This is a genomic window from Psychrobacillus sp. PGGUH221 (assembly GCF_042055255.1).
Lineage (GTDB): Bacteria > Bacillota > Bacilli > Bacillales_A > Planococcaceae > Psychrobacillus.
Map to the genome: position 1 here is coordinate 78,291 of NZ_JAQMHQ010000010.1, position 17,514 is coordinate 95,804.

Here is a 17,514-nt window from a genome sequence, read left to right on the forward strand (position 1 = left end):
GTGAGAGAAAAATGATGTATCTTTAATAGAAGATAAAATATATAGGTTATAGGTGAATGAAATGTTTTCTAAAAGCAACCTCTTTTTAAGTAAACTTAATAGAAGCGAAAAAATTATATTAATTTTTACGGCCATACTGACGACACTTGCAAGTGAAGTCAAGGTAGTGCCTTTTGAAGAAGAAGCATTTCGTTTTGGACTGGGGAGTGTTGCATTTTTTCTCCTTATTTTAATTTGGACACCAGTGTCCTATTTACGAACCGGTTTGGTTACCGGTATAACAGTAGTGTGTTTTCGTGTGTTGGAAGAATCGATGCTTGATGGCGTTCAAGTTGTAATAAGTTTGAAAAATAACTTTCCTGCATTTTTCTTTTACTTTGTATTTGCGATGGTATTAAGCTTGATCAAAATAGAAAAGTATAAATCTTCTCCTCTTATTTTAGGAGCATGGGCAACCTTATTAGAAGTGATTGGCAACGTATCGGAGCATGTTTTGAGACATGGATTATTGCACCAAGACTTATTAAGTTTCAAGGATTTTGCTTTAATATGTGGAGTAGCTTTATTTCGTAGTTATTTTGTTGTTGGATTATATAGTTCTATTACAGTTTCGGAGCAAAAAAAACAAATGCAAGAAATGCTTGGTGTAGGTTCCGAACTATATGCAGAAACCCTTTATTTACAAAAATCCTTAAATCATATAGAGCAAATAACTGCCTCTAGCCATGACTTATATAGGCGTTTAAAAAAGAAAGAATTACATGAACTTAGTATTCAGGCATTACATATCGCACAAGAAATTCATGAGGTAAAAAAAGATTCTCAGAGGATTTTATCTGGGCTGACTAAAATAACGAAGCAACAAAAAGAAACACCTCTCTTTCTTTCAGATGTAATGGGCTTTGTTATTAGTGCAAATGAAAAATACAGTGAACTATTAAAGAAAAAGATTTCTTTTCAACTATCCATGTCCGTTGATTTTGAAACAGATAAGCAAATTCCTCTATTGGCCGTGTTAAATAATCTGACTGCCAATGCTGTTGAAGCAATTGTTGGTTCGGGTGACATTACGGTTACTCTGTTTGAAGAATCTGAATTCACTTGTTTTGTTATGAAAGATACAGGTAAGGGTATTCTGAAAGAGGACGAGTCCATTATTTTCGAACCTGGATATACGACAAAATATAATGAGCAGGGAGTTGCTGCAACAGGTATTGGCCTGTCTCATGTAAGGGAAATTATTCAACAGTTGAATGGAACCATTCAAATAGAATCACCTCCAATTGGAACCATTTTTCGAATTCATATCCCTACGGAAAACATACGAAAGCGAGTGGAATAAAACTGCGTTATTTTATTGTAGATGATGATAAAGCTAGTAGAACTATGCTTAAAAATATAATAATTGATCATGAACTTGGCATTGTTATAGGTGAGGCAGTTAGTGGAGCGAGTAGCCTCTCAACTATTCTATCCATGCATCCAGATGTTGTGCTAATAGACTTATTAATGCCAGAGTTGGACGGTATAGAAACAATCGAACAGTTGAGAAAGGAAGGATTTCAGGGTCAATTTATTATGATTTCCCAAATAGTAAACAAAGAAATGGTAGGGGAAGCGTATGAAAAAGGAGTAGAATTTTTTATACATAAGCCTATTAATCGTGTGGAAGTACAAAGTATTTTAAAAAAGACAGCAGAACAATTTAAACTAAAAGATTCACTTCTAGCAATTCGACAATCATTAGAAAATATTGCTCCAGGCAAACCGATAAAGAGACAGCAAAATGTAAAAGAAATTGTATTGTCTATGTTAAATGATATAGGGGTAATTGGAGAAACAGGAAGTGATGATATTGTTTCGATAATAGAATATTTAATGGAGCGAGAGGAACTATCTGTTCAATTACCACCATTGAAGGACCTATACGAAATTGTTGCTTCCAAAACACATCCGGCAGATATAAAAAAGGAGAGTAGAGCAATCGAGCAGCGTATTCGTAGAACGATCCTATCTGCTATGAATAATTTAGCTTCTATGGGTTTAATCGATTATACGAACCCCAACTTTGAATATTATGCTCCTCGGTTTTTTGAGTTTCAAGAAATTAGAAATCAAATGAGACATATGAATGAAGAAACTGATGTAGCAACAAGAGTAAAAGTTAATATTAAAAAGTTTCTTCAAGTATTGTATTTAGAAACAAAGGATAAATACAATCAATAAATATATATTATGTTTTGTCGGATTACGTCGGATTTTGTAAGTTACCTTTAATATATTCTAAAAGCTACTCCGAATGAGAGAAAGCGTTTTCAATATAAAAGGGGTGACGGATTCATGAAGAAAAAGTTTAAATTTACTCTGGCATATCAAATTTTAGTCGGATTAATTTTAGGTATAGTTGTTGGAGCCATCTTTTTTGGTAATCCTGCTGTAGAAAAATATTTACAACCAATTGGTACTATTTTTATTAATATGATCAAAATGATTGTTGTACCGATTATTGTTTCTACGTTGATCCTAGGCGTTGCTGGAACAGGTGATATTAAGCAACTAGGGAAGCTTGGCGGAAAAACATTAATATATTTTGAAATAGTTACGACTATTGCAATAGTTGTAGGCTTATTGGCAGCTAATATCTTTAAACCTGGTGTTGGTGTTGATATGTCCACACTATCAAAAGGTAATATCGATCAATATGTACAAACGAGTGAAGAAGTGCAAAGTCATGGATTTGCTGATGTAATTGTAAATGCTGTGCCAAGTAATATCGTTCAATCTATGGCAGATGGTAATATGCTTGCCATTATATTCTTTTCAGTCTTATTCGGTTTAGGAGTAGCTGCTATTGGGGAAAGAGGGAAACCAGTCCTTGCCTTTTTCCAAGGAACTGCAGATGCTATGTTCTGGGTAACTAATTTGATTATGAAATTTGCACCATTTGGTGTATTTGCGTTAATAGGTGTTACTGTTTCTAAATTTGGATTGGAATCTTTATTGCCACTCGGAAAGTTAATGATACTAGTTTACGCTTCTATGCTATTCTTCATTGTTGTTGTACTAGGTGGTATTGCAAAGTTAGTTGGTATCAATATCTTCCATCTAATTAAAGTATTAAAAGACGAATTGCTTTTAGCTTATTCTACATCTAGCTCCGAAACTGTTTTGCCGAAAGTAATGGAGAAAATGGAGAAGTTTGGATCACCAAAGGATATTGTTTCCTTTGTAATACCAACAGGATATTCTTTCAACTTAGACGGCTCCACGTTATACCAAGCGATTGCGGCAATTTTTATTGCACAGATGTATGGAATTGATTTGAGTATTATGCAACAAATTACACTCGTTTTAGTATTAATGGTAACATCTAAAGGAATCGCTGGAGTACCAGGAGTTTCCTTCGTCGTACTATTGGCTACTCTAGGAACTGTAGGAATCCCACTAGAAGGACTTGCGTTTATCGCTGGTATTGACCGTCTTCTAGATATGGCTCGTACAGTAGTAAATGTAGTAGGTAATGCATTGGCTACAGTCGTTATGGCTAAATGGGAAGGTCGTTTCGATAAAGAAAAAGAAGAAAAATACTATGCTTCTTTGGAAGAACTAGCATAATAAAAATAAGAGGGGCTGTCCTTAAAGTCATAAAAAATGACTTTTAAGGGTAGCCTCTTTCTTCATAGCTTTTATTAAAAAGTGCGATAGATTTCGGTTCCAGACGGATGCTTTCCGCGGGCGAGCGCCGAGCCTTCTCAGGCCAACATGATGTTGGTCATGAAGGCGTTGAGGCCCACAGGGATGTGGGTCATGCAATCGTTGTCGCAGAACGCGGCGAACTTAGATTGCCTTCCATTTGAAGAGGCGGCCTTAGCCTTCCTTCCTCTCTAACGCTACGTGCGGGGTCTCGGACTGTCTATCTTCCCGCAGGAGTCACCGCATGAAACGAAAATCCATTACTTCATTCAATCAAAACGGGATAGTATACAAAAAAACCGCCAAATTTCTTATAATGTAAGTGACCAAACCAACAAAAAGAAACGGCGATTTTTTATGTGCAATCCAATGATTACTACTATAAATTGTAAAATGACAATTCCTACCCATGTTCAAACCATATAACAATCATCAAAGTATGGTGATTTTCAACTTGCAAGATCTAATCCCTACTCATCATATTGAAAGTAGCAGGCATTCGAACAGCCTCTTATTTTTACAGCCTTCTAGCAGATAAGCAATTGATGGACGAACCAGCTTTTTAGTATTACTACCAGATAACTTTCCAATTACGGTTAACTGTTGCCTTTATCGTTTTTCGCTCCAGTATATAGTTAGCAAGGATTTCCGACATGTCTATCGGAATATCTTTCACAATGTCTTTGCCCTTAAACATCAAATAGTCTCCACCGCCACCAGCACGATAATTATTCATCACGACATCATATTCATGCTGAAGGTTTAAAGGAGCACCTTTGTAATTCAATGTAGTTACTCTGTTTCCAACTGGGTTACGAATATCTAAAATATACTCTATGCCTTCCCACATATCATAATTATAATGCTGTGGTTTTGGTTGTATGTAATTAGGATTTACTTCAAGCATTCCTTCTCGATTCAAAACAAAATAACGTGCGCTTTGTTCTAATGCATCTTTTATATCTTGCCCGGACAATCGAAGCACCTTTAATGTATTTGGATACTTGTAATTAGAAATGATGTCGCGCATCGTCACATCTGGTTCAAAGCCAGGAGATGAATTGCTAAAAAGAGAAGTATTAGAGATTTCTACTCCAGCTGTTTCCATTTGTACTTTGTTAATAAATTCTATTAGAGGATTGTCACTTGTTCTAATAAGAAATGGATCCTTGATTAACATATCGCCTTCTACTTTGCCGATTGGTTGATCCAGCCAATGTTGAGTTTCTTCTTCAAAACGAGAAGCCTTTTTTAAAACCTCTACATCTGCTTCAACATTATCTACTACTAATAATTCAGAGGATTTATTTATAATCTCGTTCTGATTATTTAGCGTTAGAGTAACTTTACTTATCATTTGCCCGTTATTAGACGGTTGAACAGTTTCTACACCATTTAAATTGCCAGTTAAAGAGCGATGCTGATGCCCTGTTAGGAGGACGTCTATTTCACTAATTTCCTTACATATGGCATATCCCTGATTTTCTCCCGTTAAGTTTTCTGTTGGTTCTCCAGTCTCCAGATCTCGTTCAAATCCTCCATGGTAAGAAACAATTAATACGTCAGGATGCTCTTTTTCACTAATATATGTAACCCATTTTTTTGTTTCTTGGAGACAATCCTTAAAATCCAAACCAGTTATATTATGCTCGTTTTCCCAATTTGGGATGTAATGAGTTGTAACACCTAGAATAGCTATTTTTACAGATTCAATTTCTTTGATGATATAAGGACAGCCAAAATAAGGCTTCCCCGTATTTGTGTCTAAGATATTAGCAGATAGCCAAGGAAACTGGGATTCTTCAACCGCCTGATTTAATATATCCAACCCATAATTAAACTCATGATTTCCAATAACGGCAGCATCATAGGACAGGTCATTTAAAATGCTGATCATGGGATTTTTTTCATCCTTTAAAAATTGAATATAGTAATATGTTAGCGGAGTTCCTTGAATTAAATCACCATTATCGATCAAAATTAATTGCTCGTTTAATTGTCGCTCCTGTTTTATTATCGTAGCTAATTTCCCTAAGCCAATATTAGCTTGTTCGTTATTTACATAATTAATCGGAAAAATGCTTCCATGTATATCACTAGTTTGCAAGATCGTTATCTTTTTCAACTATCATTTCTCCACTCTCTTATGGTAAGTATATACATTAGATTATATATAAATAGAACCGACTGTCCAATTGGTAGTTTACAATCGCACGGGACTAGTTCTAGGGGTTTTAACCTTCCACATACAAGCTAATGCAAAAAGCATACTTACTGCCGTAGCATTAAATAGTACATCATATCCAAATATATCTATTAATAAGCCTAAAGAAGGTGGTGAAATTATAGCTGCTAATGAAGATACTAAATAATATAATCCGGTTCGAGTACCAAAGTTATGTTCACTTCCGAGAGAGACAATGAAAGGGTATGAATTTATATTTATGCATGCCCAAAACATTCCACCAATTAATAGTAGTAAGCGCAGGGTAAAAAGGGATTCCACCCAATTTAATAAAAAGAAGACAAAAAATAAACCGATAACTCCCGTTAAGATTACTTTTTTCTTACCAAACCTAGCACCTAGAATACCGCTTGGTATAGCAGCCAGTACAAAACTTAATGAAAAAAATGCAAGTGAAAAGGCAGATGAGCTCTTGGATAAATTAAGCTCGTTTACACCATATAAAGTAAATAACGCTTCCATCCCTTGAATTGCTACAAACCAAAAGAATATTGCGGTTAGAAGAAAGATGGTAGGTTTATTTAACTCTGCTTTGTAATCTATCTTTGAATTAGTTGTAATGGTAAAAGGAATAGCATCTCTATTTTCATTAATGTTTTTAAAGACAACTACTAGCGCTAATAGGAAGATTGCAGAGACCGCGAAAAATGGGAGGGATTCCTCCACTCCAAAAAGAATAGAGCCTACACTGAAAGCTAAAATTCCGCCAAGTCCTCCCATAAAATTAATAACACCATTTGCTTTCGTGCGTAAAGCCTCAGGAGTAATATCTGGCATTAACGCAATAGTAGGGGAACGGAATATCGCCATGGATATATTCATTCCTACCATAAAAATCACTAATGTGGTCAAACTTGTGTGGAAGGGAATAAGTGCATAAAACAAAGCTGCTAACGGTATACCAATTAATAGATATGGCATCCGTCTACCAAAGTGTGAATGTGTGCGATCACTTTTGTTTCCTATATATGGCTGTATGAAAAGAGCAAAATAATTATCAATTGTCATGAGAAAACCAATTAATGCAGTACTTGAAAGAAAGTCGTTCAGAAAAAAAGGAACAAACGCATTATATAAAGACCATCCTAAACTAATGCTAAAAAAACCAAACCCTAATAACCACATCTTTTTCATCGCATTCCCCCTCTAAAAAGAAATCATTATCGTAAAAAATATTTCACTTTATATATATGGTTTTGTGGAAGTAAAGAGTCCTGGGTTAATAATATCAATTAATTAAAAATGCACCCTCTAGAACTACAAGGTGCATTAGTAATATTGTATAAACAAAATAACCATATGAGTTGTTGGATAAATAGTTTTGAGGGTAAAAGTAGAGTAAAACCAATTAGGCAACCAGCCTACTATAAACTCTACCTCCTGAGAGAAGCGAGAATATAGTATAAAAAACGAATTATCGGCCGAAGAAAAGGCTATCTGGAAGTTAATAAATGAAGGGTAAGCTGATTGAATGGTTAATAGTTGAGGGTAGAAAAAATCTTTTAACTATTATGCAATATAATCTTCCTTAGGAATGTCATTAGGAAGCTTTTTGCTATAATATTTACCTTTTGTAAAAATGGCTAAAATCACGGTGAGAATAGCTGCTAGAAGTGCTGCGAAGAATGCCGCAGTACTTTCCAGAAATGATCCCATATAACCTAGTGCGGCTATCGTACCTAAACCACTTGAGATAAGTAAAGATACTACTCCAACAGGATTCCATTTATATAAATATTCGTGTCGAGCCTCGTAATAACCTGGCCCAATTTTTAATAGTTTTTTCACGATCATGGCATCCGTAACTAGAATCGATGCCCAAGCGAGTAAAAAGACTCCTTGGAATGTCATGGCTGTATCTAAATGATCCACAATACCACCTAACATCAAGCAAATTGCACAAATACCTGAGACAACAACCCAAAATCGTCTGCCTGGTGTAAATCTAAATACGTTCTCGAAGAAGTTAGAAAGTGATAGGGAACTACTGTATATATTGGTAACGTTAATTCTAAGCTGAGTTAACATAGTGAATAATACGCCACCTAAACCTAAGAGTAGAACGATATAAACACCTGGATTTGGTTCACCTAAACGAACACCGAACCATATACCAAGACCACCCATAACTCCAAAACAGAAAATTTGTGGAATAAAACCAATTGCAAAAGATCCAATTTTTAAATCCTTTGGTTTAAGAAAACGTGCGTAGTCTGAAGAGAGTAATGCTGTCAGACCCATTATTCCGTGTTGCATTCCTATACAAAGTAGTAAAGCTTGGCCACCCACCTGTACTCCTTCTGGCATATACGTCCAAAATGCTCCTTCATAAACCGTTGGAGTGAAAAAAGACATTATGATGGCACACAATAAAAAAATACCGAAAATCGGTAAAGACCATTTTTGTAATTTATCTAGTTGTTTAATACCAAACCAATTTAATGGAATAACAATAGATCCGAAGAAAATGATTAGTGCCCATTCAGGTAGGGCGGGGAAGAAGGTGTGAACTGCGGAAACTAAAATCAGGCCTTCAAAGGCACAGTACATGATAAAGTTTGTTGCATAAATGAATGAGGTTAACGATGCACCTATGTAACCAAAACCTCCGCCTCTTGATAATAAGTTAACGTTCATCCCGGATTTGGCTGATAGATAAGCTATGAACGTTCCGAGTATACCGGCAACGATTATCGCATATATGGAGGATATGATAGCATTTATAGCCCCGAATTGAAGTGCCATAACGCTTCCCATTTGAAAATAAAAAATTGCCGTTGCGATACCAAATGTGATATTGGTAATACTAAACCAACCCATCTTCCTTTGGTCTCGAGGCACTCGATCTAATGAAAAATCATCTTTCATTTCTTCTGACACTTTGTGATCTGCGACTTTGACAGATCCCATAATATCAACTCCTTTTATATATTAATTCATAAAACAACTCACTTCCATTTGTTTGATAAATTCGTCTACCACTTCATCCATAACCTATTATAACAGTAATGCCAACGTTTTTTAAAAATAACGATTGAGATTAGTTAGCTAGAGTTTATTATTTCCTTTAGCGTTTGAAAAAATGTATTTACTTTTAAAAGATTATTTTCAATTCAGAAACTTGTTATTACTTCTAGAATGATTGACAGATAGTATTTCTTATTGTAGACTATGGACAATAATTAAATACGACCTCACTTATGTAGTGGGGTAGAGGCGCGATATTTAACAGTCCTTAGTGGAGTTTGAGAAGCCATGATTCTAGGGAGAAGGAAATGTCGCCGAAGTTTGTAATAGTTCTCGGTATTACTTGCTGGGTCTGTAGTGAATAACTACAGGACTGTCCGCTATAAACATCCCGGTTTATAGTGGTGTGCTATCTCATTTGGGAAAAGTAGAGGATTTAGGGCAACTATACATATTGCGACCTGAGTTCATCTCAGGTCTTTTTTTATGTAAGTTGTCCTTTTTTAGTAGTTAAAAACATAATCATATATAAAAGGAGAGAAATAGAATGAAAAACAAACTAATAGTTTTAGTAATGTTCGTGTCTATCATGATGCTTTTAGCAGCATGTGGGTCAAGTAATACAGAAAATACAGAATCATCATCTTCTAAAGGTGACGACAACACTTTTACAGTTGGTATGGAAGCAGGATATGCTCCATTCAACTGGACTCAATTAGATGATTCAAACGGCGGTGTAAAAATTGACGGCAATGCAGAATATGCAGGTGGATACGATGTAGAAATTGCCAAAAAAATTGCTGAAGGATTAGGAAAAGAGTTAGTTATTGTGAAAACAGAATGGGACGGACTAGTTCCATCCTTAGAGTCAGGTAAAATCGATGCAATTATTGCAGGTATGTCACCGACAGCTGAACGTAAAGAAACAATCGACTTCTCTGAAAACTATTACACTTCTAACTTTGTAATGGTAGTTAAAAAAGGTGGACCTTATGAGGGAGCTACTTCTATTCAAGATTTTAGCGGGGCAAAAGTGTCAGGACAATTAAATACTTCACATTATGGCGTAATAGATCAAATTAAAGGTGTAGAAAAACAACCAGCAATGGATAACTTCCCTGCAATGCGTGTAGCACTAGAGTCTGGAATGCTAGATGGTTATGTTTCTGAACGTCCAGAAGGAATAAGTGCTTCATCAGCGAACGAAAACTTTGCGATGGTTGAATTTACCGATGGATTTGTTGCGGATGAAGAAGAAACAGCAGTTGCAGTTGGACTTAAAAAGGGCAGTGACTTAACAAAACAAATTAATGATATATTGGCGGGCATTTCAGAAGAAGATCGTCAAAACATTATGGATACTGCCATTAAAAATCAACCCGCTTCTGAATAAAGATGAAGTGATACCGGCTGCATCTCTTTGCAGTCGGTTTAATTTTTGAGGAGGATAAGTATGAGCATTGAGTATATAATATCAATGGTTACCAATAACTGGCCGATGTTCCTACGTGGAGCAGGGATGACGCTCTTAATCTCTATCATTGGTACAATCTTTGGAGCCATTATTGGTTTGCTGGCAGGAGTTATTCGAACAATCCCTATGCCAGAACGAAAAGTAAAACGAATTTTCTTGAAGATAGTAAATGCAATTCTAACGATGTATATTGAATTTTTCCGTGGTACACCGATGATTGTACAAGCGATGGTTATCTATTATGGTTCTGCTTTAGCTTTTGGTGTGGATATGGACAGAACTGCTGCAGCTATTTTTATCGTATCTATTAATACGGGGGCATACATGGCCGAGATTGTTCGTGGTGGTGTCATTTCCATTGATAAAGGACAATTTGAATCAGCACAAGCAATCGGTATGAATCATATACAAACGATGCTTCATGTAGTATTACCACAGGTAGTACGAAATATTTTACCAGCTACAGGAAACCAATTTATTATAAATATTAAAGATACGTCAGTACTGAATGTAATAGGTGTAACAGAACTATACTTCCAAACAAAAACCGTTGCGGGAATCAGCTTCAAATATTTTGAGCCGTTTTTTGTTGCGTGTATTTTGTACTTCGTTATGACGTTTACGGTGACAATCATTTTACGTTATGTTGAAAGAAGATTAGATGGTCCTGAAAATTACAGTATGATTGGTCAACCAACACAAGTCACACTACCAAAAAACAATGCGGGATTATAAAAAGGAAGGAGTGGATAATATGGAAAAAGTAATTGAAATACAACATTTAAATAAATCCTTTGGTAACCATGAAGTATTAAGAGATATAGACTTTTCCGTGAGCAAGGGAGAAGTTGTATGCATCATCGGTTCTTCTGGATCTGGTAAATCCACACTTCTCCGTTGCGTAAATCTATTAGAAAAACCAAGCGGTGGACAGATTATTTATCATGGTGAAAATATATTAGATGATAAACATGATATCCATGCTTACCGAACAAAGCTAGGAATGGTTTTCCAACAATTTAACTTATTTAATAATCATAATGTGTTAAGTAACTGTGTTGTTGGGCAAGTAAAAGTGTTAAAACGGTCTAAAGAAGAAGCAGAGAAAAAAGCACTCAAATATTTGAAAGTGGTTGGTATGGACCAATATGTAAATGCAAAACCAAGTCAATTATCAGGTGGCCAAAAACAACGTGTTGCAATCGCTCGAGCTTTATCGATGGAACCAGATGTTATGCTGTTTGATGAACCAACCTCCGCTCTGGATCCAGAGATGGTGGGAGAAGTTCTGAAAGTAATGAAGGAACTAGCCGAAACAGGGCTTACTATGTTAATCGTAACGCATGAAATGGAATTTGCAAAAGAAGTTTCCGATCGAGTTGTATTTATGGATAAAGGGGTTATTGCAGAAGAAGGAAGCCCTGAACAAATTTTTAATAATCCAACACAAGAACGAACGAGAGAGTTTTTAAAGCGTACATTAAAATAAGAATTGTATATCCTTTTAGGACAATTTTATTATTATACTTGATTATTATTTGGTTTCCCTTCAACATGAGAAGGGAAGCCTTTTTTATTTTCCTTTATTAAACTTCATTGTTGATAGAAAAATATTTAAGGATAGAGCATGTTAAGATGCATGTGGAATAAATAACGGGGCCTGTACTATAAATATTATTAGATTCTAAAGGGGTTATATTAATGGCTAATGTTATCGCTCGTAATAATGTAAAAGTACTGGGAGATGGAGAGAAAACGATACTATTTGGGCATGGATTTGGTTGCAGTCAAAGTATGTGGCGATTGATGGTACCTTTTTTTGAATCGAAGTATCGGATTGTTTTATTCGATTATGTTGGGTCAGGTAAGTCAGATCTCACAGCATATGACCCAGAAAAATATAATACGCTAAATGGTTATGCTCAAGATTTAATAGAGATTATAGAAGAGTTAGATCTTAATAACGTCATTTTTGTAGGTCATTCCGTAAGTTCGATGATAGGGATGCTAGCTTCTATAAAACGTCCAGACTATTTTGAAAATATTATTATGATAGGTCCATCTCCTCGCTATTTAAATGACGGAGCCTATGTTGGAGGCTTTGAAAGTAGTGATGTAACGGAACTTCTAGATTTAATGGAAATGAATTTTGAAGGATGGGCAAGCTTTATGTCACTACTTGCAATGCAAAATCCAGAAAAGCCAATGCTTGCGCAAGAGCTGGAGAAAAGCTTTACTTCAGTAGATGAAGAAATAACTAGACAATTCGCTAAAGTGACCTTCTTATCTGACCATAGAGAGGATTTGGCACAATCTACTGTTCCTACGCTCATTATTCAATGTTCACATGATAGTATCGTTCCAATTGAGGTTGGAGAATTTTTGCATCATCATCTGAAAAATAGTACGTTTCGATTAATGAAAGCAAAGGGTCACTATCCTCATCTTAGTCATTCTGAAGAAACAGCTCGTTTAATAAATGAATATCTTTTGTTATCTTAAATGTAATTTGTTCTTCGAAAGGTTGTGTAAAAAATGAAGGAGAGGCTAAACACGGCTCCTTTTGGCTATCTTTGTATTACAAATCAAGGCGTGATCACTGAAATAAATGAAACGTTTTGTAATATGGTCGGTCATACATTTGAAGAATTATTAGATACTCATATAGAATCTATCATGTCTATTGCCAACAAGTTACTTTTTCATACATACTTTTATCCGTTTCTCCAATTAAATGGGCATGTGGAGGAAATGTATTTAAGCTTAAAAGATCATGAGGGAAAAGACGTTCCCTTGTTATTAAATGCAAAATCTTTTAAACAAGATGATGTTGAAGGTGTCGACTGTGTATTCATGCAAATGGGAAAACGTATTGATTACGAGCAGCAAATACGTTCAGCTAAAAAACAGGCAGAAGAAGCATTACGAGAAAAAAATCAAGCACTAGATAAACTTGAACAGCTTCACAAGGAAATAGAAAAAAAGCAAAGTCTATTAATGGAGTTAAATACAAAGCTAGAGAAACTATCCGTGACAGATTCACTAACGGGATTAAAAAATAGACGCTTTTTCATGGAAAGACTGGAAGAGCATATCGTTTTATTCCAAAAAAACAACCTGTCTTTCTCATTACTCATTATAGATATAGATTTCTTTAAAAAGGTGAATGATACTTGGGGGCATCTAATAGGAGATCATGTATTAATAAAACTAGCTGAAATTTTGAATAGTACTTTTAAAGAAGAGGATATAGTTGCTCGTTACGGTGGGGAAGAATTTGTAGTCCTTTTGCCGGACGCAAATAAAGAAAAAGCCAAAGAAAAAGCTGAAGAATTTAGAAGAGCTGTACAGTCCGCTGAATGGAAAATCGACCAAATAGTAACGGTTAGTATTGGAGTGGCTACAATCCAAAACGGCGATTCCGATATGTCGATTATGTCCAATGCGGACCAAGCACTTTATACATCTAAAGAGAACGGAAGAAATCGAGTGACGCATATAAAGGATATATTAGAAAGACTAAGTTAAAACTTAGTGTTGTTAAAGGGTACAGGACTGCTCGCTGCAAGTTAACGTAAAGAAAATGTATAATTATCATTGTCAATAAAATAGAATGAATAGTTCCTTTAAAAAATGAGGAGGTTGTTAATGTACCTCTTTTTTTGTTGAAAGTAATTTCATACTTTCCTCACAAAGAGTAGCTATACTAGGTTAAAGATATAATAAGGAGGATTATCATGAAAAAAATAATTTTAGTATCATTTATTTTCATGTTTGCTTTTGCAAATTCAGCTTGGGCACATACAGGATTAGAGAGTTCCAATCCTGAAAGTGGGCAAGTTGTAACAGAAGAACTAAATGAGATTTCCCTCATTTTTGAAGGGAAAATAGAACAAAGTAGCACCTTTGAATTAATGAATTCTAATGGTGAGTCAATTCCAGTTGAAAATATCTCAGTAAATGAAAATCAAATGATTGGAACTTTAGCGATACCTTTAGAGACTGATAGTTATGAAATCGCTTGGAACATCGTTGGAGCAGATGGGCATCCAATTGAAGGAACTGTTCCTTTCACTGTAGAAATTGCTGCAGCGGAAACAACAGAGGATGAGGAAGTAGAACAAGCAGAGACTATAGCAGCACCTAATACAGACCAAGTTGAGCAAACAGAAGAAAGTCAATCTTCATCTAGTACAATTCCTATTATTGTTGTCGCACTGATTGTTATCATTGGTGGGGTCTTCTTCTGGTTACGTAGAAAGAAATAATAGATGCTTATGACTGTTGTTAGTGAGGTACTATTATACCTTTGTTTCTCCATTTTGATAGGTAGTTTTCTTATTTCTCTTGTACCAAGTTCTTTTAAACCTGAGATTCTTGTACAAAGAAGGGTTCAAATTATCGCTACTGTTGGAATTGCACTTTTTTCGTTTATTCCAATTTTGCTGCTTGTCTTGCAATTAGATCAGGAAGAAAATTTTGTAGGAACACTTCAAATGGTCTTAAATACATTTGAAATAGGTAAAGCTTGGTTTTTTACATTCATCGTAGCTAATATGTTATTTATATTTCTTCTTTGGTTTGATAATCAAAAGAATCAGTTATATGCATACGGAGGACTTGCTTTCACTTTCCTTTTAATTTTAGGGTTTGGGTGGGCAAGTCATGCAAGCTCTGTAGGATACATAAAAGGGTTTATCATTCATACAAGTCATTTTACAGCGGTAACGGTTTGGGTGGGAATTCTACTTGTAGTTAGTTGGTTTTCAAAAGGATTTTCAAACTGGTTGAAGTTTTTAAAATGGTTTTCACCAGTAGCAATCGTATGCTTCAGTATTACGATCGCTTCGGGAATAGGGTTAATGACGTTCGTAATGGATTTTGAAACGTATACAGATACATGGATGCTCTCATATGGACAACTTCTGCTTATTAAACATTTATTCATTATTCCATTGATTGTATATGCAGCTATCAATAGCTTATTCGTTAAAAAGAGATTAATAAAATATCCAAACTTCAACCCTAGACCTTGGTCAAAAATAGAGAGCCTAATTATTCTACTCATTTTTTCTGTCACTGCAGCACTTAGCAATCAATCACCCCCTAGTGAAAATACGTTTAAAAATGAGGGGCCTTCTAGACTGTTCAGTTATTTTTATCAAGGTCAAAACCTTCAGGTAATGCATGTAGAACTAGCATTTAATGCTACAGGTTTTTCTCTATTTGTATTATCTATACTTTTAATAGGCTTAACTATTTACGCTTTTCTTAAAAAAGCACCAGCTTTGATAACGTTCTTTTTAAGCATACTATTTGTCTTTTCAAGTTATTTAGCGTTAATTTTGAGTATTACATAAGAAATAGGCTATCCTCTAAGTTTTATTAGAGGGTAGCCTATTCTTTTTGTTACTCTGTAGCTAAATTAGCTTTTTCTTTTCGTCCATGAAGGAGAAAATATGGAACAATAGTAAGGAGAACGACTGCTCCTAAAATAACATATAGCAAGCTATATCCAGTAAAAGGAATGATAAAACCAAGAAGATATGGTCCAAAACCAAGACCTGCATCCAAGAATATAAAAAATGTAGATGTTGCGAGCCCCATCCGGTGGGGTGGGGTAAGTTTTACAGCCACTGCTTGAGTGGTAGACTGCATATTACCAAAACCAAGTCCAATTAGTACACCAGCTAATAAAAAAGTGAAGCTATTGTTTGCTACACTGAGTAGAAGCATACCAACACCAAAAATGATAAAAGCAGGATACATAATGTAGTTTGCACCTTTAAAATCTAGTAGGCGGCCAGTAAATGGTCTAGATATAAGGATTGCTACAGCATAAACGATAAAGAAGAAACTAGCTGTTTCCACTAATTCAATTTTTATCGCATAAAAATTAATAAAGGATAGAACACCGGAGTAACAAAATGCGACGGTTAGAATAATGAACGCGATGGGTAAAGCCTTTGGTTCCACAAAATTGGATAGTTTAAAACCTTTTGTTTCTTCGTTTTTGATAACCTTTTCAGTTGCAGGTACATATAGGAAGAAGGTCGTGAGGAGACTTATGATTCCTAATGCTAGACAGAAACCGAAAATGACTTGGAAACTAGTATGTTGACTCATATAAATTCCGATGAAAGGTCCAATGGCAGTTGCCAGCGTAGAACTCATACTGAAATAACCAATACCTTCGCCTTTTCTAGACATTGGTATAATTTGTGCAACAATTGTTCCAGCTGCCGTACTCGCTATTCCCAAAGTTAAACCATGAAGGAATCGATTGATTAGTAAAAAAGTCAAGCCGAAATTCACATAATATAAAGAGGTTGTTAGTGTAAATAAAGCTAAACCAACAAATAATGTTTTTTTCCGACCAATCACGTCCATAGGACGACCAATGAAAAGTCGACCAATTAAAGTTCCAATGATAAAAATTCCTGTTATTAAACCTGCTTCACTAGTAGAAGCCTCGTATTCACTTACCGCATAAACGGCTATTGTGACCATCAATAAATAAAAAATTAATATTAATAAAAAGTTAATGGACGATACGACAATAAAATCTTTCGTCCATAGTTTGGCTCTTGATTGATTCATTCGTGTTCACCTTTCGTTAGAATATTTTTTCGTATTTCTTCCATCAAACGAATTGAATTAAGTTGATCCGACTCAGAAATTCCTTTTAAAATATGCTGTTCATATTTATCTACTGTTAGTCGAACCTCTTCATATACCTGTTTGCCCAGTAAGGTCAACTGTATTCTTTTTTCGCGTTTATCTTTACTGGGCATTTGTTCTACAATTCCTAGTTCTTCTAAACGGTTAATTGTTCTTGTGACGGTGGGTTTTTCAACATTTTGGTAATTAGAGAGTTCGACAAGTGTAGCGGAAGACTGATCGGATAAGTAATATATGATGGTCCACTGTGCTCGATACAAGCCGTGTTTAGCCAGTTGTAAATTTAAATGATGCTCAAAAGGACGGTACAAAAGTGAAAATTGACGAAAAAATTCACGATACGTAGTCATAATCTAACACTCCTAAAATAAATTAGTTACCCATGATAATAGTTATCTTAGGTAACTAATTTAATATAACAGAGAATTAATGAGTTGAAAAGACCTTTTATAAA

15 protein-coding genes and 1 riboswitch are annotated in these 17,514 nt (G+C 35.2%); of the genes, 10 read left to right on the plus strand and 5 right to left on the minus strand.

The window, feature by feature from the left end; all coding sequences use genetic code 11:
• Positions 1-61: 61 nt before the first annotated feature.
• The 3 genes from PGC35_RS17065 to PGC35_RS17075 all read left to right on the plus strand — a co-directional run bounded on the left by PGC35_RS17065 (position 62) and on the right by PGC35_RS17075 (position 3,615).
• Positions 62-1,342 carry an ATP-binding protein gene (locus PGC35_RS17065; RefSeq protein WP_375220007.1) on the plus strand — a complete coding sequence of 427 codons (1,281 nt, stop codon included), beginning with the start codon at positions 62-64 and terminating at the stop codon, positions 1,340-1,342.
• Between the two features lie 2 nt (positions 1,343-1,344).
• On the plus strand, positions 1,345-2,226 hold the full coding sequence (locus PGC35_RS17070; protein WP_275788185.1) for a response regulator: 882 nt from the start codon (positions 1,345-1,347) through the stop codon (positions 2,224-2,226).
• Positions 2,227-2,340: 114 nt separating this feature from the next.
• A complete protein-coding gene (locus PGC35_RS17075; RefSeq protein WP_056831363.1) occupies positions 2,341-3,615 on the plus strand; it encodes a cation:dicarboxylate symporter family transporter in 1,275 nt (424 codons plus the stop codon).
• Between the two features lie 649 nt (positions 3,616-4,264).
• Here PGC35_RS17075 and PGC35_RS17080 read toward each other — a convergent pair.
• From PGC35_RS17080 to PGC35_RS17090, 3 genes are all read right to left on the minus strand, one after another.
• Complete coding sequence (locus tag PGC35_RS17080; protein WP_375220008.1) at positions 4,265-5,818, minus strand: bifunctional metallophosphatase/5'-nucleotidase; 1,554 nt, start codon at positions 5,816-5,818, stop codon at positions 4,265-4,267.
• 78 nt (positions 5,819-5,896) lie between these two features.
• Entirely contained in the window at positions 5,897-7,072 is a 1,176-nt protein-coding gene (locus PGC35_RS17085) for an SLC45 family MFS transporter (RefSeq protein WP_375220009.1), read from the minus strand.
• 375 nt (positions 7,073-7,447) lie between these two features.
• Positions 7,448-8,848 (minus strand): purine-cytosine permease family protein, encoded by a 1,401-nt coding sequence (locus PGC35_RS17090; protein WP_375220010.1) that lies wholly within the window; start codon positions 8,846-8,848, stop codon positions 7,448-7,450.
• Between the two features lie 293 nt (positions 8,849-9,141).
• Positions 9,142-9,325, plus strand: a riboswitch (Lysine riboswitch).
• Positions 9,326-9,452: 127 nt separating this feature from the next.
• On the opposite strand from PGC35_RS17090, the gene PGC35_RS17095 reads away from it, so the two are divergent.
• The 7 genes from PGC35_RS17095 to PGC35_RS17125 all read left to right on the plus strand — a co-directional run bounded on the left by PGC35_RS17095 (position 9,453) and on the right by PGC35_RS17125 (position 15,739).
• Entirely contained in the window at positions 9,453-10,298 is an 846-nt protein-coding gene (locus PGC35_RS17095; RefSeq protein WP_056831356.1) for a transporter substrate-binding domain-containing protein, read from the plus strand.
• A gap of 60 nt (positions 10,299-10,358) precedes the next feature.
• The gene (locus PGC35_RS17100; protein ID WP_375220011.1) at positions 10,359-11,114 is read left to right on the plus strand and encodes an amino acid ABC transporter permease; all 756 of its coding nucleotides are present in this window, start codon (positions 10,359-10,361) and stop codon (positions 11,112-11,114) included.
• Positions 11,115-11,133: 19 nt separating this feature from the next.
• Complete coding sequence (locus tag PGC35_RS17105; protein WP_053591197.1) at positions 11,134-11,868, plus strand: amino acid ABC transporter ATP-binding protein; 735 nt, start codon at positions 11,134-11,136, stop codon at positions 11,866-11,868.
• Positions 11,869-12,080: 212 nt separating this feature from the next.
• Positions 12,081-12,881, plus strand: a complete 801-nt coding sequence (locus PGC35_RS17110) for an alpha/beta fold hydrolase (RefSeq protein WP_375220012.1) — start codon at positions 12,081-12,083, stop codon at positions 12,879-12,881.
• A 33-nt stretch (positions 12,882-12,914) separates the two neighbouring features.
• Positions 12,915-13,907 (plus strand): sensor domain-containing diguanylate cyclase, encoded by a 993-nt coding sequence (locus PGC35_RS17115; protein ID WP_375220013.1) that lies wholly within the window; start codon positions 12,915-12,917, stop codon positions 13,905-13,907.
• 209 nt (positions 13,908-14,116) lie between these two features.
• On the plus strand, positions 14,117-14,647 hold the full coding sequence (locus tag PGC35_RS17120; RefSeq protein WP_375220014.1) for a copper resistance CopC family protein: 531 nt from the start codon (positions 14,117-14,119) through the stop codon (positions 14,645-14,647).
• Between the two features lie 3 nt (positions 14,648-14,650).
• Positions 14,651-15,739: a copper resistance D family protein gene (locus PGC35_RS17125; protein ID WP_375220015.1), complete on the plus strand. Its 1,089-nt coding sequence runs from the start codon at positions 14,651-14,653 to the stop codon at positions 15,737-15,739.
• A 49-nt stretch (positions 15,740-15,788) separates the two neighbouring features.
• Here PGC35_RS17125 and PGC35_RS17130 read toward each other — a convergent pair whose 3' ends face one another.
• Entirely contained in the window at positions 15,789-16,979 is a 1,191-nt protein-coding gene (locus PGC35_RS17130; RefSeq protein ID WP_375220016.1) for an MFS transporter, read from the minus strand.
• The gene (locus PGC35_RS17135; protein ID WP_375220017.1) at positions 16,976-17,410 is read right to left on the minus strand and encodes a MarR family winged helix-turn-helix transcriptional regulator; all 435 of its coding nucleotides are present in this window, start codon (positions 17,408-17,410) and stop codon (positions 16,976-16,978) included. The genes PGC35_RS17130 and PGC35_RS17135 overlap by 4 nt, the downstream gene beginning before the upstream one ends.
• Positions 17,411-17,514: the final 104 nt, after the last annotated feature.

Bases quoted from the DNA above. Each gene is read 5' to 3' on its own strand.
- PGC35_RS17075 (WP_056831363.1), top strand. From the start codon at position 2,341: ATGAAGAAAAAGTTTAAATTTACTCTGGCATATCAAATTTTAGTCGGA.
- PGC35_RS17130 (WP_375220016.1), bottom strand. From the start codon at position 16,979: ATGAATCAATCAAGAGCCAAACTATGGACGAAAGATTTTATTGTCGTA.
- PGC35_RS17100 (WP_375220011.1), top strand. From the start codon at position 10,359: ATGAGCATTGAGTATATAATATCAATGGTTACCAATAACTGGCCGATG.
- PGC35_RS17105 (WP_053591197.1), top strand. From the start codon at position 11,134: ATGGAAAAAGTAATTGAAATACAACATTTAAATAAATCCTTTGGTAAC.
- PGC35_RS17090 (WP_375220010.1), bottom strand. From the start codon at position 8,848: ATGGGATCTGTCAAAGTCGCAGATCACAAAGTGTCAGAAGAAATGAAA.
- PGC35_RS17085 (WP_375220009.1), bottom strand. From the start codon at position 7,072: ATGAAAAAGATGTGGTTATTAGGGTTTGGTTTTTTTAGCATTAGTTTA.
- PGC35_RS17125 (WP_375220015.1), top strand. From the start codon at position 14,651: ATGCTTATGACTGTTGTTAGTGAGGTACTATTATACCTTTGTTTCTCC.
- PGC35_RS17120 (WP_375220014.1), top strand. From the start codon at position 14,117: ATGAAAAAAATAATTTTAGTATCATTTATTTTCATGTTTGCTTTTGCA.
- PGC35_RS17065 (WP_375220007.1), top strand. From the start codon at position 62: ATGTTTTCTAAAAGCAACCTCTTTTTAAGTAAACTTAATAGAAGCGAA.
- PGC35_RS17115 (WP_375220013.1), top strand. From the start codon at position 12,915: ATGAAGGAGAGGCTAAACACGGCTCCTTTTGGCTATCTTTGTATTACA.
- PGC35_RS17135 (WP_375220017.1), bottom strand. From the start codon at position 17,410: ATGACTACGTATCGTGAATTTTTTCGTCAATTTTCACTTTTGTACCGT.
- PGC35_RS17095 (WP_056831356.1), top strand. From the start codon at position 9,453: ATGAAAAACAAACTAATAGTTTTAGTAATGTTCGTGTCTATCATGATG.
- PGC35_RS17110 (WP_375220012.1), top strand. From the start codon at position 12,081: ATGGCTAATGTTATCGCTCGTAATAATGTAAAAGTACTGGGAGATGGA.